At 41.1% G+C, this 16498-nt stretch carries 16 protein-coding genes, 1 other RNA gene, 1 pseudogene and 2 other annotated features; of the genes and pseudogenes, 3 read left to right on the top strand and 15 right to left on the bottom strand.

Features of this window, described 5'->3' with window-relative positions; translation table 11 throughout:
* Position 1 precedes the first annotated feature (1 nt).
* From ACTU7M_RS04160 to ACTU7M_RS04140, 5 genes are all read right to left on the bottom strand, one after another.
* Positions 2 to 2215, bottom strand: a complete 2214-nt coding sequence (locus ACTU7M_RS04160) for a RelA/SpoT family protein (RefSeq protein WP_443473111.1) — start codon at positions 2213 to 2215, stop codon at positions 2 to 4.
* Positions 2216 to 2602: 387 nt separating this feature from the next.
* Complete coding sequence (deoC, locus tag ACTU7M_RS04155) at positions 2603 to 3271, bottom strand: deoxyribose-phosphate aldolase (protein WP_443473110.1); 669 nt, start codon at positions 3269 to 3271, stop codon at positions 2603 to 2605.
* Positions 3272 to 3286: 15 nt separating this feature from the next.
* Positions 3287 to 4045 (bottom strand): 16S rRNA (uracil(1498)-N(3))-methyltransferase, encoded by a 759-nt coding sequence (locus ACTU7M_RS04150; protein ID WP_443473109.1) that lies wholly within the window; start codon positions 4043 to 4045, stop codon positions 3287 to 3289.
* Positions 4045 to 4998, bottom strand: a complete 954-nt coding sequence (gene prmA / locus ACTU7M_RS04145; RefSeq protein WP_443473108.1) for a 50S ribosomal protein L11 methyltransferase — start codon at positions 4996 to 4998, stop codon at positions 4045 to 4047. The genes ACTU7M_RS04150 and prmA overlap by 1 nt, the downstream gene beginning before the upstream one ends.
* The gene (locus ACTU7M_RS04140; RefSeq protein ID WP_443473107.1) at positions 4985 to 5509 is read right to left on the bottom strand and encodes a DUF3013 family protein; all 525 of its coding nucleotides are present in this window, start codon (positions 5507 to 5509) and stop codon (positions 4985 to 4987) included. The genes prmA and ACTU7M_RS04140 overlap by 14 nt, the downstream gene beginning before the upstream one ends.
* 238 nt (positions 5510 to 5747) lie before the next feature.
* Here ACTU7M_RS04140 and gpsB point away from each other — a divergent pair, with 238 nt between their 5' ends.
* The 3 genes from gpsB (at position 5748) to ACTU7M_RS04125 (ending at position 7766) form a co-directional block, all read left to right on the top strand.
* Positions 5748 to 6101, top strand: coding sequence for a cell division regulator GpsB (gpsB, locus tag ACTU7M_RS04135; protein WP_443473106.1), 354 nt, complete (start codon positions 5748 to 5750; stop codon positions 6099 to 6101).
* Between the two features lie 55 nt (positions 6102 to 6156).
* An RNA gene (rnpB, locus tag ACTU7M_RS04130) (RNase P RNA component class B) lies at positions 6157 to 6520 on the top strand.
* Positions 6521 to 6626: 106 nt separating this feature from the next.
* Entirely contained in the window at positions 6627 to 7766 is a 1140-nt protein-coding gene (locus ACTU7M_RS04125) for a THUMP domain-containing class I SAM-dependent RNA methyltransferase (RefSeq protein WP_443473105.1), read from the top strand.
* Between the two features lie 47 nt (positions 7767 to 7813).
* Here the strand turns inward: ACTU7M_RS04125 and argF are convergent.
* The 10 genes and pseudogenes from argF to accD all read right to left on the bottom strand — a co-directional run bounded on the left by argF (position 7814) and on the right by accD (position 16476).
* Positions 7814 to 8817: pseudogene (gene argF, locus ACTU7M_RS04120) on the bottom strand (ornithine carbamoyltransferase).
* A gap of 15 nt (positions 8818 to 8832) precedes the next feature.
* Positions 8833 to 9879, bottom strand: a complete 1047-nt coding sequence (argC, locus tag ACTU7M_RS04115) for an N-acetyl-gamma-glutamyl-phosphate reductase (RefSeq protein WP_443473104.1) — start codon at positions 9877 to 9879, stop codon at positions 8833 to 8835.
* Positions 9879 to 10415 (bottom strand): hypothetical protein, encoded by a 537-nt coding sequence (locus tag ACTU7M_RS04110; RefSeq protein ID WP_443473103.1) that lies wholly within the window; start codon positions 10413 to 10415, stop codon positions 9879 to 9881. The genes argC and ACTU7M_RS04110 overlap by 1 nt, the downstream gene beginning before the upstream one ends.
* Positions 10412 to 11626 carry an aspartate aminotransferase family protein gene (locus ACTU7M_RS04105; protein WP_443473102.1) on the bottom strand — a complete coding sequence of 405 codons (1215 nt, stop codon included), beginning with the start codon at positions 11624 to 11626 and terminating at the stop codon, positions 10412 to 10414. Before ACTU7M_RS04105 ends, ACTU7M_RS04110 begins: the two co-directional genes overlap by 4 nt.
* On the bottom strand, positions 11607 to 12491 hold the full coding sequence (argB, locus tag ACTU7M_RS04100; protein WP_443473101.1) for an acetylglutamate kinase: 885 nt from the start codon (positions 12489 to 12491) through the stop codon (positions 11607 to 11609). The genes ACTU7M_RS04105 and argB overlap by 20 nt, the downstream gene beginning before the upstream one ends.
* Positions 12492 to 12536: 45 nt before the next feature.
* Positions 12537 to 12756: a binding site (T-box leader), on the bottom strand.
* 38 nt (positions 12757 to 12794) lie between these two features.
* Positions 12795 to 13023: a binding site (T-box leader), on the bottom strand.
* Positions 13024 to 13116: 93 nt separating this feature from the next.
* Positions 13117 to 13506 (bottom strand): ribonuclease HI family protein, encoded by a 390-nt coding sequence (locus tag ACTU7M_RS04095; protein WP_443473100.1) that lies wholly within the window; start codon positions 13504 to 13506, stop codon positions 13117 to 13119.
* On the bottom strand, positions 13499 to 13747 hold the full coding sequence (locus ACTU7M_RS04090; RefSeq protein WP_443473099.1) for a cold-shock protein: 249 nt from the start codon (positions 13745 to 13747) through the stop codon (positions 13499 to 13501). Before ACTU7M_RS04090 ends, ACTU7M_RS04095 begins: the two co-directional genes overlap by 8 nt.
* A 67-nt stretch (positions 13748 to 13814) precedes the next feature.
* Positions 13815 to 14741 (bottom strand): hypothetical protein, encoded by a 927-nt coding sequence (locus ACTU7M_RS04085; RefSeq protein WP_443473098.1) that lies wholly within the window; start codon positions 14739 to 14741, stop codon positions 13815 to 13817.
* A 78-nt stretch (positions 14742 to 14819) separates the two neighbouring features.
* Positions 14820 to 15608 carry an acetyl-CoA carboxylase carboxyl transferase subunit alpha gene (accA, locus tag ACTU7M_RS04080; protein ID WP_443473097.1) on the bottom strand — a complete coding sequence of 263 codons (789 nt, stop codon included), beginning with the start codon at positions 15606 to 15608 and terminating at the stop codon, positions 14820 to 14822.
* On the bottom strand, positions 15601 to 16476 hold the full coding sequence (gene accD / locus ACTU7M_RS04075) for an acetyl-CoA carboxylase, carboxyltransferase subunit beta (protein ID WP_443473096.1): 876 nt from the start codon (positions 16474 to 16476) through the stop codon (positions 15601 to 15603). Before accD ends, accA begins: the two co-directional genes overlap by 8 nt.
* Between the last annotated feature and the right edge of the window lie 22 nt (positions 16477 to 16498).

Below are 16498 nucleotides of genomic sequence, written 5' to 3'. Positions count from 1 at the left end.
ATCAAGACGTCACACGCCGGACGCTATATACGTCCGGAATATTCTTGATTTTATCAACGATTTTGTCCAATTGGCTTAAATTTTGGATGCCAATTTTAAGTGTAATTACCGCAATTTTATTCTTGTCTACTTTTCCATTTACGCTTGTCAGGTTTTTAGTAGTAGAATTGACGACATGCAACACTTCATTTAATAATCCAGAGCGATTATAACCCTCAACCATTAATTCAGTCTCATAATCGATACTTGCACTTCCTCGATCTTCCCATTCTACTTCAATAAACCGATTCTCATTTTCATCAGTTATCTTGGCATTTGGGCAATCACTACGGTGGACTGATATTCCTCGCCCTTTTGTTATGTAACCAATAATCTCGTCCCCAGGAACCGGGTTACAACAGTGGCTTATTCGAATCAGTAAATTATCTGCTCCTTCAATGACGATACCGCCTTCGTGACGTATCTTCATTTTCGAGCTTTCCTTTTTAGTCACTTTTTGATCGACTGTTTCCATGACTTCTTCTTGTTTGAGCTTTTCTCGCTCTTTTCTCGCTTTTTCAGTCAAACGATTCACCAGTGTGAAAGTTGATAATTCTCCGAACCCAACCGCCGCGTACATGTCATTTTCACTCGGCATATTAAAACGTTGCGCAGCATCTTTCAAAGCTGCTTTGGTTAGAATTTCCTTGGGTGAAAAATCTAGTTCATGCAACTGCTTTTCAACCATTGCCCGGCCTTTCTCAATGTTGACTTCCCGATCTTGAAGTTTGAAGAAACGTTTGATTTTATTTTTAGCCTTATTTGTCGTCACCAGATTTATCCAGTCCCGACTAGGGCCGAACGAGTTGGGAGAGGTCATCATTTCGATAATATCGCCATTTTGTAGCTTATAGTTTAAGGGAACAATTTTATTATTTACTTTTGCCCCAATTGTTTTATCCCCTACTTCAGTATGGACGTTATAGGCAAAATCAAGTGGACCTGCGCCACTTGGTAATTCCATTACATCGCCTTTTGGTGTAAATACATACACTTTATCCTTAAAAATATCCTCTTTTACACTTTCCACAAATTCACTTGCATTACGGGAATCATCCTGTAAATCTATTAGGTCGCGGAACCAATTGATTTGGCTTTGTAAATTATCCGATTCAACTTTTTTGGAAATACCTTCTTTATAAGCCCAGTGAGCTGCAACCCCGAATTCAGCAATCCGATGCATATCCTTGGTACGAATTTGTATTTCAATCGGTGTTCCTTTTGAACCAATTACGGTGGTATGCAGAGATTGATACATATTGGCTTTTGGCATAGCAATGTAATCTTTGAAACGACCGGGCATTGGCTTCCATTTGGTATGGATAGCGCCCAATACTGCATAGCAGTCCTTGATGGAATCCACCAGCACTCGTACAGCTAATAAATCGTAAATTTCGCTGAATTGTTTTTTCTGGTCCTTCATTTTTCGATAAATGGAATACAGATGTTTTGGTCGCCCATAAATATCGGCTTCAATACTCAATTCGTCAATGGATTCAGAAATCTTATCAATTGTATCCTTAATATACTGTTCCCGTTCGTTTCGCTTGGAATTCATCAAATGTACAATACGGTAGTATTGTTGTGGATTTAGATACCTCAAAGCGGTATCTTCCAATTCCCATTTAATCCTGTTAATCCCCAATCGATGGGCTAACGGTGCGTAAATTTCCAAAGTCTCATTAGAGATACTGCGTTGTTTTTCAGGACGATGAAATTTCAATGTTCGCATATTATGCAGTCTATCTGCTAATTTAACCATGATAATACGTATGTCGTTCGCCATTGCGAGAAGCATTTTACGGTGATTTTCAGCCAATTGTTCTTCATGGGATTGATACTTAATTTTACCCAACTTCGTAACGCCATCAACCAAAACCGCTACCGTTTCTGAGAATTCATTTTCAATATCAGTTAGTGTATATTCCGTATCTTCAACCACATCATGGAGAAAACCAGTCGCTATTGTATCTGGATCTAATTTTAACTCTGCTAAAATAGCAGCAACCTGGGTCGGATGAATGAAATATTCTTCTCCCGATTTACGAAATTGTCCGGAGTGTGCATTTTCTGCAAAATCTGCTGCTTTTTTGACAAATGCCACATGGGATCCGTTCATATAAGAGGCGCATAAATCTATGACTTCTTGTTTGGTATAATCTTTATTTTTCGGCATTTGGTCACACCCTTCTCTTATGAGATGTTATTTCTAATTATTATACGTCAATTTAGGCAATAACGCCATTCCTGAAAACTAAAAAAAGGGAGTGGGACAAAAGGCGTTTAGCCCCGAATCTTCTACCGCATACCATATCCGTAAGCTACTAAAGTAGCAACGGCTATGGCAACTGGAACGAATAAGCGCAGGATGGTCGCAGACCATCTGAGCATTATTATAGAGGCACTGTGGGCTAACGCCCAAGTGTATCATGTTTGTAAGCTGCTGAAGCACCAACAACCATGACAAAGTGACGTCGGGGCTGCCTTTTGGAGCACATTTACGGGGCAGATGTACGTATACAGGAAAGAGGCTGGGACAAAAGTCCCGGCCTCTTTCAGAAAATTATTTTCCTTCAGTAGTTTTCCATTCATCAACGATTTTCTTACCGCTTGAAGCACCCAGACGTGTTGCCCCAGCTTCAATGAATGCCACTGCATCAGCGTAAGTACGAACACCGCCACTTGCTTTAACGCCCATGTCAGGTCCTACGGTTTTGCGCATCAAAGCGATATCTTCCAAGGTTGCACCACCCGTAGAGAATCCAGTCGATGTCTTAACGAAGTCAGCTTTAGCTTCTACAGCTGCTAAACATGCTTTTTCCTTCTCTTCATCCGTTAACAATGCCGTTTCAATAATAACCTTTAAGATAGCTTGTCCTTTAACAGCTTCTGCAATGGAAGCAATTTCTTCCCGGATGTATTCAAAATTACCTTCTTTAGCAGCCCCAATGTTGATAACCATATCAACTTCATGAGCCCCGTTTTGGACCGCTTGTTTAGCTTCAAACGTTTTAACTTCTTTGGTATTAGCACCATGTGGGAAGCCAATTACAGTACAAACTTTTACATCAGAACCACTTAAAAATGCGCTAACTTTGCTAACCCAATATGGTTGCACACATACTGACATAAAGTCATATTCCATCGCTTCTTGACACAATTCTTTTATTTCGGCTTCTGTCGCTTCTGGTTTTAATAACGTGTGATCGATATATTTGTTAATGTTTGTCATAGTGTAATTCCCCTTTTATTTTAATAATTCCGTTTGGTAAGAAATGGCAGCCAATGCATACAATGGCGCTGTTTCAGTTCGAAGGATCCTTGGCCCCAAGCTACAAGTTGAAAATCCTGCTGATTCCAACGTCGTAATCTCGCTGGGATCGAGGCCGCCTTCTGGGCCAAAAATAATTAATATTTTATCCGTAGGTTGTAACTGGGTCAGTGTCTGGGCAAACAACCCATATTCACCTTCCTTGGCATTTTCTTCATAAGCAACTAATTTATGCTGATAATCCTTGCCATAGCTTACAAGTTCTGACAGCGTCATGGCTTTTTCGATTTTCGGCACATGTTGCCGATGCGATTGTTCTGCGGCTTCTTGCGCTATTCGCTCAAAACGCACTAATTTCTTTTCCATCTTATCTGCATCCCATTTTACAACAGAATGTTTAGAAGGGAAAGGAATGATTTTATGAACACCAAGTTCTGTGGCCTTTTGAATAATGAGTTCCAGTTTATCGTTTTTGGATAATCCGCAAGCTATCGTTACTTCGACCGGCATCTCACTTGTCCGGGTTTCATCGGCTACCCATTCCAATTCCACTTTCCGCTCACTAAAGCCTATAATGCGTCCGACACAACTATAACCTGTTGCATCAGTTAGATACACCTTGGTACCTGGTTTGAAACGCATTACATTCTTCATATGGTGAAAATTGTCCTCATCTAACTGGATGGATTCGTTTGTAAAATTTTGCAAGGATTCTTTAATGATGTAGCGTTGCATTATTCAGCATCCACCTCTTTCTTACAAATTAAGCAGTGCCAATCACCCATTACTTTAGCTTGCTCTAAAATGAACCCTTGCGCCAGTAGAGCGACTTCCAATTCCTCACGTTTTGAATTTATGATGCCTGATAAAATGAAATAACCGCCATTTTTTAGATTATTCCATGCATCCTCTACCATTAACAATAATATTTCCGCGAGTATATTTGCAACAATTAAGTCAGCTTCAGCATTATGAATGCCCCTAAGAAGATTATTAGGTTCTACGGTCACATCTGTGGCATAAGCGTTTAAAGCGATGTTTTCTTTCGCTTGTCTGGTCGCGATTTCATCTATATCATACGCTTTAACTTCTCCAGCACCAAAGGCTTTAGCAGCAATGCTTAATACGCCAGAACCCGTTCCGACATCAAGCACTTTCTCACCGCCACGAATAGTTGTTTCCAGTGCTTCTAATGATAGGCGGGTCGTCGGATGTGTTCCGGTTCCAAAAGCCATGCCCGGATCCATTACCAATAATTTTTCATCACTTTGTTCTTTTTCATAACTTTCCCAAAATGGTACAACGGTCAAATAACGTGTGATACGTACCGGATGGTAATAAGCTTTCCAGGAATGTTCCCAATCTTCTTCTTTTACATCGTTAATAAGTAAGGAATATTTTCCTAAATTTAAATGTGCATCTTTCATCTTCACCATGCTAGCCTTTATTAAAGCCAAGGTTTCATTAAAAGATTCCGAATCCGGATAATAGGCCTTTACAAAGACGTCCTGTTCTTCTGTTGGGACAGGGTGCTCATCTTTCAGAATACCAAATCCATCATCTTGCAGATGGACGTAGTCCCATTCATCTTCGATGACAGTTCCTTTCGCCCCAGCCTCCATCAATAAATTTGCTGTCGCTTCAACCGCCTCGGTTGTCGTCACGATTACGACTTCATTCCACTTCATTGTTCTCCACTACTCCTTCAGGTAATTCAGATGGATACGAATAGATTGTCGCGTCGAAACGACCCGTGTCTTTATATGTCTGCATGGTACTCAAAAAGTTATTGGAATTCCAGTCAATTTCGAAATGTGATAAATCATCACTAACTAAAAACTCTTCCAGTTCGACAATTGCTTCTCCGATCACTAAACGCATTGTTTTGCAAACTGCGTCAATAAGTCCCCCGCTTATACCTTTATCATCATCAAAAGCTATAGTCGTCAAATAATTATCATCCTTCAAAATAGCAAGATGTGGATGATAAAGTAACACGGCGTCTTCGAACACAAATTGATTGCTGCTGTTTACAGTTTGATATTTGTCCGCTACTTCTAACTGTTCGGATGCATTCACTTCAAACATGAATATAATTTCAACTTTTTGCTCACGTTGAAACCACTGAATTCGCCATTCACAGGGAAAATGCAATTCATTCATCGTATTCGTTATACGTTCAATCATATTGTTTCGCATATAATCAACCTCTCGCTTCGTTCCTTATGTATGTAGTTTACCAAACTTTTATTGCAATAACTAATGATGTTATGATATATCTCTATGTTGTTTTTTCATAATATTGTTGCCTGAAACCGACTTCCCAATCGATTGTATTCAGGCGCTTTTTTTGCTATACTAAATAAGAAGGTTATTTTCAATAAAGTGTAAATCAGTATTTTTTTAAAATAAAAGTATATTCTAAGAGGTGCAGGTCATGGCTGATAAAAATTTAACTACTAAAGACATCTTACAAAAAGAATTTAAAAATTCCATGCGTGGTTACAACGTGAGCGAAGTTGACGAATTCCTGGACTTAATTATTCGTGATTATGAATCTTACCAAAAAGACATTGCTTATTTGCAAAGCGAAAACGAGCGTTTGCTTGGCCGTGTGGATGATTTAACGAAGCAAGCAACTGTAGGAAGCCGCGTACAATCTTCAGGTGCTCCAACAACAGGTGTTACCAACTTCGATATCTTAAAACGTTTATCTAATCTTGAAAAACATGTTTTCGGTTCGAAATTAGAAGAACGCCGTGAGCATGAAGATGAATCTCCATTTGAATAATTTTTAAAAATAGCATATAATAAGTGTTTGTCAGGAACTTCCTGACAAGACTGTAAATTCCGGGTAATCGCGATCATCATTTTGATGGTTGAGGAAAGTCCATGCTCGCACAAGCTGAGATGCTTGTAGTGTTCGTGCTTAGCGAAACAATAAGCTAAGGCAATTGCATAATTGACGGCAGAAAAAATGGCTACGGTTTTTAACTATGCCAAAGTATTCTATAAAGTGCCACAGTGACGATACTATACCGGAAACAGTATAGGTGGAACGGGTAAACCCCTCGAGCGAGCAACCCAAACTTTGGTAGGGGCACTCTTTTTAAGGAAATGAACGATGAAAAGAGGCAGAAATGCAGATAGATGATTACCATCACATTAAAGTGCCTGACTTTTTTGTGAAACAGAACATGGCTTACAGGAATTTACAGTCCAGGTTTTTTATTTTTATTATGATCCATTTGCTAAGGGCGGGACAAAAGTCCTGCCCTTTTATTATGAATATTATTCACCAGAGAGGAGTAAATATATGACCTATCAATTAGTCGCTACAGCAGCTAGCGGGATTGAAGCTATCACGGGAAAAGAATTGAAAGATATGGGTTATGAGGTTCAAGTTGAAAATGGCAAAGCTTTTTTCAAAGGAACAACAACCGATATAATTAAAACTAATTTATGGCTTCGTACCGCAGACAGAGTCAAAATTGTTTTTGGTACTTTTACAGCAAAAACTTTTGAACAATTATTTGAACAAACGAAAGCATTGCCTTGGGAGGATTTATTACCCATGGATGCAGCCTTTCCTGTTTCAGGAAAATCCGTTAAATCTACGCTATACAGTGTACCTGACTGCCAATCCATTGTAAAAAAAGCAATTGTTGACCGGCTGTCCAATTTCTATTCTCGTCGTGCAAGACTTCCAGAAACCGGTGCAGAATACCCTATCGAGGTCTCCATTTTAAAAGATGAAGTAAGCTTGACTGTGGACACTTCAGGATCAAGTTTATTCAAACGTGGCTATCGTACCGAAAAAGGTGGCGCACCTATCAAAGAAAACATGGCCGCTTCCCTGATCAAATTAACAAGTTGGTTCCCGGATAAACCATTCTATGACCCAACCTGTGGTTCCGGTACTATTCCAATTGAAGCAGCTTTGATCGGTTTGAATATTGCACCCGGTTTACAACGCTCTTTTGTTTCAGAAGACTGGAGTATTTTTCCTGAAGGAGAATGGAAAAATCTGCGTGATGAAGCAAAAATGCAGGCTAACTTCGATGTTGAACTTGATATCATGGGTACTGATATTGATCAAAATATGATTGAAATTGCTAAAAGAAATGCAGCAAAAGCTGGTGTTGAGGACTTTATTACCTTTAAACAGTTGGCCCTAAAAGATTTCAGTACCGATAAAGAATTTGGAGTAATCGTATCCAACCCTCCTTATGGTGAACGCTTGGATGACCAAGATTATGTAGAAAATCTCTACAAACAAATGGGCCAAGTTTTCCGTCCTTTGGAAACTTGGAGTAAATACATTATCACGAGCGACTTGAATTTTGAGGAATTCTATGGACAAAGAGCAACGAAGAAACGGAAACTCTATAATGGCCGTTTAAGAACTGATTACTTCCAGTACTGGGGAAAACGTAGACCACGCAATAAAGACTAACATGAAAAGACATACCCGCCGCTAGAACGGTGGGTATGTCTTTTGTTTTACTTGAATTTAGGAATGAACAAATTTCCGTTTGTGGCGGCCATAATTGCTTTAATCGTGTGCATTCGGTTTTCGGCTTGCTGGAACTGGCGGGCCTGCGGGCTACGGAATACTTCATCGGTTACTTCCATTTCCTGAATACCAAATTTTTGCGCAACATCCTTGCCGTAGACGGTATCAATATCGTGGAAGGCCGGCAGGCAGTGCATAAAAATCCACTTATTTTCAATACGGTCTGTCAGATCCTTATTGATCTGATATGGTTTGAGCAGATTCACGCGTTCCTCAAATGTAACTTCCTCGCCCATCGATACCCAGACATCGGTATATAAGGCATCCGCGTCTTTCACCGCTAAGGCCGGGTTGGTCGTAATTTCAATCACCGCGCCGGAAGTTTTGCCGTATTGATTCGCCAACTCGATCAGTTCTTTTTCTGGGAACAATAATTCCGGGGTTGCGATCGTGATACTGACTCCCAAGATGGCGCCTGTAATCAGGAGGCTGTTGGCCACATTGTTGCGGCCGTCACCCAAATAGACTAGCTTCTTGCCTTCCAGATCACCAAATTCTTCCTTCAGTGTCATGAAATCAGCGATCATCTGGGTCGGATGCCAGGCGTCGGTCAAGCCGTTCCAGACTGGAACACCGGCATATTTTCCCAGGTCCTCGACCGTTTCCTGACTGAAGCCCCTAAACTCGATACCATCGAACATGCTTCCCAGTACTTTAGCTGTGTCCTCGACTGACTCCTTCTTGCCGAGTTGGATGTCGTTGGCACCCAGGAATTCCGGGGCTGCCCCCAAGTCATTCGTAGCGACCGTGAACGCAGCTCGTGTCCGGGTCGATGTTTTTCGAACAGCAAGGCAATGTTCTGGCCTTTCAGGTACTGATGCGGGATGCCGCGTTTCTTCAAATCTTTCAAATGGATGGAAAAGTCGATCAAGTACTCCAACTCTGCCTTGGTAAAATCAATTTCTTTCAAGAAATTTCTGCCTTGGAACATATATACTCTCCTTTTTCAAGGCCAAATGGGTGCCTGGGTCAATCCTTTTGTTTCTTCTAGGCCGAACATCAGGTTCATATTTTGGATTGCCTGCCCACTTGCTCCTTTTATTAAATTATCGATTGCTGACATAATAATGATTGTATCCGTGCGTTTATCGATTGCTAGGCCAATGTCACAATAGTTAGATCCGCTGACTGCCTTGGTCGTGGGGGTATCACCTTTTTTCAGCACGCGGATGAAATGTTCTCCCTCAAAGTGGTGTTTATAAAGTGAATGAAGTTCATCTTCACTCAACCCTTGCTCGTTCTTCACATACAGTGTCGACAATATGCCTCTTTGCATCGGAACCAGATGGGGTACGAAGATTACTTGGGTTTTGTTGCCACTGATAATTGTTAATTGCTCTTCTATTTCAGGGGTATGCCGGTGGGTTCCCACCGCATAAGGGTGGATAGTTTCCGTTGCTTGGGTGAATAAATTACCATCTTTAAGTCCCCTACCTGCCCCGGAGATGCCGGATTTGGAGTCTGAGATTATCGGTTGACATGGATGGTAGCCTTCCTTCAAAAGGGGGTATATTCCCAGAATGACGGAAGTCGGGTAACAACCGGGATTAGCCACAAGTTCTGCTCCTTTGATGGCCTGGCGATTAAGCTCCGGGATACCGTAGACGGCTTCTTGCAATGCTTCGTTGGCATGGTGTTCCGTCTGGTACCATTCTTCATAGACTGCCGAGTCCTTCAGGCGGAAGTCAGCCGACAAGTCGATTACTTTCAACCCTTTAGACCGGGCGGCTTTAACAGCTGCTTGGGATTTGGCATGCGGCAAGGCACAAAAGAGAATATCGATTTCATCGAAGTAATCATTATTTTCCAAGTCCATTGCAGCAAAATCAGCGGTAAACAACCCTTTCAAGTGGGGGTAGCGCTGTATAAATGGGGCATCGGAAAAACTGTTGGAATGAACAAAAACAATTTCTACATCGTTTCTTTGAACGAGCAACCGGACCAACTCTGCCCCCGCATACCCGCTTGCACCCAATATACCTATTTTTATCACTACATGACCTCCTTCATAGCTTCAATCGCCACATAATGGTAAGCATACCTTGGTTCACCATCTGGTGGATAGATGCGTCCGCAATAGGCAAAACCGTGCTTTTCGATGACATGAATCATCGGTTTGTTGGTCTCATGGGTATAAATACGAACATTTGCGTATTGTTCAATGATCCATTGCATACAAAACTGACTGGCACGCTTTACTTTGCCGTTTGTACACATCCGTTGAATGGTAATGTAAGGATAGTCATTGATCCAGGAGCCATTATCCAGTGTTTCAAAAAGTTTGTTCTCTTCCGGGGACAAATTGAACGTTGCCAAAATGGTTCCCTTTGGTAGAACGCTGTGGTCTTGCTCATCAATGACACACACGTAGCTAGTCCCATCTTGAATATCCTGTTCCAAGGCTGCCTGGCTGGGCTCCCCATTGCGCCATTGATAATGATTACCCAGTTCTCGTTGCAATCTTCGACCATAATCGAACATCTTCAGTAGACATGGCAAATCAAAAATAGTAGAGCGACGTATTTTCAAGACGATATCCCTCCGCTTCCTAAAACATTTTGCAAAGCGACAAGCATGGCATCGATTTCCATTTTTGTGATAGTAAACGGTGGCATGAACCGTAGAATATTTTTCTGGGTGCAGTTGATTAAGTAACCTTTTGCAAACATGGCTTCAACAATTGGCTGCCCAGGCACTGTCAATTCCATCCCAACCAACAAGCCTAATCCCCGCACCTCTGTAACGACCGTAGATTTCTGACACAGAGCGCTCAATTTATCCTTAAGGTAGACGCCTTTTTGAGCAGCCATTTCAGCCAAATCGTTATCCACTATTTCTTCCACCGTCGCTTTCCCTGCTGCTGTAGCCAGATGGTTACCACCGAATGTCGTACCATGGTCACCCGGCTTGAATGTTTCCGCAAAATCTCCTTTGGCGAGAATTGCCCCAATCGGAACCCCGTTGGCGAGCGCTTTAGCAAGTGTCATGATGTCCGGCTCGATACCATAATGTTCGTGGGCAAATAATTTCCCGGTTCTGCCCATACCGCATTGGACTTCATCAAAAATCAGTGCACAATCGTATTGGTCGGCGAGTTCTCGTGCTTTTTTCATGAAATTCATTTGCGCTGGATAAATGCCGCCTTCCCCTTGCAACGGCTCCAAGATGATGGCAGCGGTGTTCGCATTCACGGCGGTTATCAAAGCTTCGACATCATTGAACGGTGTAAAAACGAAACCGGCTGGGTGGGGACCGTAACCTTCCCGGTAGAGGGGATTATCCGTCATATTCAAGGTGGCTAGCGTTCGTCCATGGAAAGATCCCTTCATCGCCACGATTTCGTTTTTTTGCTCCCCGTATTTCAAATAAGCCCGCTTACGCGCTAATTTGATTGCACCTTCGTTGGCCTCCGCACCCGAGTTACCGAAGAAAACTTTTGCTGCAAAAGAATGGTTGCACAACAGTTCTCCCAGCTCTCCCTGCGATTCAATATGAAAGTTATTGGAAGTGTGAATGATGGTATTGACCTGGTTTAACATGACTGCTTTTACCTTTTCGTTACTGTAGCCAAGATTGGTTACAGCAATTCCGGACAAAAAGTCGGTATATTTGCGGCCATCCTTATCGATCAAGGTAGAATCAAACCCATCCACAAAAACAACCGGGAAGCGTCCGTAGGTTCCCATCAGGTAGGTTTCACTTTTTTCAATTATCGATTTCTCAGCAATTTGCGTCTTCATAGGTATCCCCCTCGTTCGTAATCATGGTTCCAATTCCTTCTTTCGTGAACAATTCCAACAGGATCGCATGCGGGATAGTGCCGTTAATGATGTGGCAGCGTTTAACTCCCCCTGAAATTGCCCCAAGGCAACATTCCATTTTGGGAATCATTCCACCTGTGATAGTCCGTGTATCGATTCCCTCTCTAATTTGTTTAGGCGTCAAGCGGGACATAAGTGATTGGCTATCGCCAGGTTCGGCAAGCACGCCATCCACATCTGTAAGCAGGATAAGCTTGTCCGCTGCAAGCGCCGTAGCCAAGTGTTTAGCAACTTCATCTGAATTTACATTCAGGCTGCTGCCATCTTCACCGTAGGCAATGGGCGATATCACCGGAACATAGCCCTCATTGATTAGGTTAGTAATATATTGGGTGTTGACTTGGGTTACTTTTCCCACCAAACCCAGTTCGGGGCATCTTTGTTCGGCAATAATGGATTTGCCGTCTTTGCCGCTCATGCTGATGCTCGGTACACCATTCTGATTGAACAAAGCTGTAATTTCCGGTGAAATACTGCCCGTCAAGACCATCTCGGCAATTTTCATCGTTTCCGGTGTCGTCACACGCAAGCCATCGATAAATGTCGTCTCGATTCCTTTCAATTCCATGTAATGGGTAATTTCAGGCCCTCCTCCGTGGACAATGACCGGATTCATGCCGATGTATTTCAATAAAACAAGGTCCTTAATGACCGAAGCCTTCAGTTCATCGTTTAACATCGCATTCCCGCCATATTTGATTACGACTATTTTGTTATGGAATTTTTTGATATAGCTCAAACTGTCCAGTAAAATTTCTGCTCTTTCATCTGCGGTAATAATCATGTTTTCCCTCCTTAAAAGTATAAAAAAAGCCCATCTCTATTATTAAATAGAGACGGGCTTTTCCCGCGGTACCACTCTTTTTGACAGATGGATCGTCATCTGTCCCCTCAACCTGCTTTATCGCTCAGCATGCGTCGTTGGCTACTGTAATGTTCACCAACATGTCTCCAAAGTGCGGTTCATCTGCCCTTGATTGATAAGCTCCCACCACCCTTATCTCGCTGAAAATACTCGGACAAATTACTCTCTTTTTCATCGACTTCCTTATTAATTTGAACACAAAAAACCCGTCCCTCGCTAATCGCAAGAGACGGGTTCATATATAGGTTGAATCCGCGGTACCACTCTAGTTGACATGCTCATGGCATATCCACCTCATTGTAATAACGCATGATCTGCGGAAGAAGCTACTTAGGTTCACCTCTTCATCGATAAAGTGCGTTTCAATTGGTTTTTTATTGACAGGCTTCCACTCTACCCTGACTCGCTGAAATAAAACAATCCAATTTACTCTCTCTATCATTGATTTTTTCAATATTAGAATGTAACAATGAAATTATTATATTAGACTATGGTTAGGATGTCAACACCTTTTTAATCTTCCTCTAACAATTCGAGCAAGAAGCTATTTAAGCGCATTTCGTGCCAGTCTATCGGCCCCCTTATTTTCCTTTTCGGGTACCCATTTCAAGTAAAATTGGGGAAATTGTTTTAAAGTACGAAGAATTTCACTAAGGTGTCGAACATGACTCTCTTTTCGACTATATTTCTTTTCTATTGCGTCCACCAACATCTTGCTGTCTGAATGACAGAAAATAACCTCATTTTGTTTTTTTATACTTAATAAGTAATCTAACGCATACTGGAGTGCAATAAACTCCGCTTCGTGATTATCAAAGTATGTCTCCAACTTTTCGCTTAATTGCACCTGTTTGCCTGATTCAATTATGACAATGCCCATCCCAGATATTTTCTTTTTGGGATTTGCAGACCCATCAATATACATTCTAATCATAATTCGTGGAATCTTCCTCTAATTCTGGCCTTTCATCCTCATTAACATATACATCAGTCGCTTGAGGACCGCGTGCTCCTTCAGCTATTTTGAAGGTTACGAGTTGCCCTTCACTAAGTGTTTTAAAGCCTTCATGATTAATGCCGGTAAAATGGACGAAGACATCTTCCTGAGTATCCAACCTCTCGATAAAACCATATCCTTTTTCGTTACTAAACCATTTAACGATTCCATTAGTCATGAGAGATCCTCCTTCATTTTGAAAACCACAAAGCCACCATATATTTTATTATAGTCTGGAAACGCTTTTACGTCAATAAATCTAGACCTTTTTCAGCCCTCTCCACGTAATCACTCACTCGGGAATTTTTTACCGGAAAGCGTACAGCGGTAAACCAGGCATCCGGATTTCCGAAAATATCTGTTTCAAAGGGGTAATAATACAGAACATGTAAGAAGAAATTTTCCTGAAGGCGTTGTTTTTCCATTTCATCTCTAAAAGTCTGACCCTCGATGTAATAAATACCTTCTAAATAAAACGGAGTTTCATTGGGCTGCTTAAGCTGTGCCAACTTTACTGATTGTTTCACTCCTTCTTTATACAATTCGATTGAACCTGTCATTCCCCTATCTACTAAGAGTGATAGAACTTCTGTTTTAATAAGGGGGTGGACGGATTGATTCCGCAATAATTCATTCGTGGCTATCAAAATATCTTGGTCTGATAACACTTGAATGGATTTAACGAAATTCATCTGGAGATAATAAGGTTTATTTATTATTGATTTGCTTTCCGTTAGAACCTTATCGATTCCTTCTTCCTTTTGCTGCAATTGCTTGGTTTCAACTTGATTAAGATACTGCTCTAATATGTTTTGTATATGCGCGTAATCTGGGTTATTTTTAAAGTTTGCCCATCGTTGATTAATTTGTTTTTTTGCTTCAGATAGTCTTCCACTTTCTATTAATAAAGTAATAAAAATCAAATCATTTTTTTCAACCCGAATAGATTCATATAAATAGGCTTTGTGTTGTTTGATCAGCTCTAAACCTTCCTCCAGACGGTTTAAATCTTTTAATAACGTTAAACAGACATTAAATAATTCCTCATCCATCTGGATGTCTAGTGCTTTTTTAATATAGATAATGGTTTGTTCAAAATTCCCATTTACCATTTCATTCATTGCTTTTTGAAAATACGCTTCAAAGTTATTGGGGAACGGAAAAGAATCCATATACGCCCTCCTTTCGAATATCAAACAAATCATAACAAAAAAAGCTTACCAATCGCAATGAATTGGTAAACTTTCTTTTTAGAACTGTCGGAAACGCTCTTGACGCTGTTGGATAACATACTCTGCATCCCAGGTCATCATTTCCTTCAACCCTTCTTCTATCTCTTCACGCAAACGATTCATTAATTCGAATTTAGTCAATTTAACTTTACGTCTTGTCTCCGAAATGACTTTGTCAACAACGGTTAATTCCAACAAATCGTCTGGCGTTAATTTCATGATTTCTGCTGCTTCTTTTGACCGTGATGCATCTTTCCATAAGATTGACGCAAAACCTTCTGGCGAGAGCACTGAATACATCGTATTCTCCATCATCCATACTTTATTACCCATTCCCAATGCCAAAGCGCCGCCGCTTCCACCTTCACCAATAAAAATGGATAAGATAGGAACGCTTAACTGTGACATAACCAATAGACTTTCCGCTATCGCTTCTCCAATACCTCTATCTTCAGAATCAATATCACAATACGCTCCAGAAGTATTGATAAAAGTGATAACCGGACGATTGAAGCGCTCAGCTTGTTTCATCAAACGGATTGATTTACGGTAACCTTCAGGATTAGGAGAGCCAAAATTGCGATGGATATTTTCCTTTAAATCTCGGCCTTTTTGAGTGCCGATAACCGTTACGGGCATACCGTTTAGAGTAGCGATACCACCGATAATAGCGGAATCATCCCCATATTTACGATCACCATGGAGTTCAAAAAAATCGGTGAAAATACCTTCTGCTAGTTCTTGGGTAGTTAAACGCTCCATACTCCGTGCGTTTTCTACAATTTCATTAGCATCTCGTTTACTCATGCATAACCCTCACTTTCTGCGGGCAATGCAACTCTAATAAAAATCCCAGCTTATCGCGTAACTGTTTTCTTGGGATAATATGATCAATAAAACCTTTTTTAAGTAGATGTTCTGCAGTTTGAAAACCTTCAGGAACAGTCGCTTTGATTGTCTGCTCAATAACCCGCTTGCCAGCAAAACCTATTGTAGCTCCTGGTTCTGCAAGAATAATATCTCCTTGCATCGCAAAACTGGCAGTAACTCCACCGGTAGTTGGATCAGTTAAAACAGTGAAGTACGGTAAACCTGCTTTTTGCAAGTTCGATACCGCCACACTAACTTTTGCCATTTGCATAAGGGACATGATCCCTTCTTGCATTCTAGCACCACCAGAAGCTGTAAATATAATAAGAGGCAGTTGTAATGCAATAGCTTGTTCAATCGCTCGCGTCAGTTTTTCACCTACAACCGTCCCCATACTGCCCATAAAAAAGGTTGAATCCATAACACATAGGACTGTGTCATTGCCTTTAATCTTGGCTTTCCCTACTATAACAGCTTCTTTAGTGCCAGTACTTTCTTTTGTTTTTGCTAATTTATCATCGTAACCCGGAAAGTTCAATGGATTTACAGTTGGCATCTCTTGGTACCATTCTTCAAAAGATTTTTCATCAACTATCAAGTCAATACGTTCCGAAGCAGGGATACGGAAATTGTAATGACAATGCGGGCACATTTTATCTGCCCCTAAATCTTTACTATAAATCGTCTTACTGCAATTCGGACATTTTTTCCAAAGGCCTTCCGGGACAATTGGTTTTTGGTTTGCTTCTTCTTGGGTTGAGGAAGGTCCCAAAGGTATATATGGACGTTTACGAAATAGTTTCATTTCCTCACCTCTTACCTTCTAT

Origin of the sequence: Jeotgalibaca sp. A122 (assembly GCF_052266715.1) — a bacterium.
Taxonomy (GTDB): domain Bacteria; phylum Bacillota; class Bacilli; order Lactobacillales; family Aerococcaceae; genus Jeotgalibaca.
Note: the sequence above shows the minus strand (reverse complement) of the source record. Positions and strands in the feature narration are given on the sequence as shown.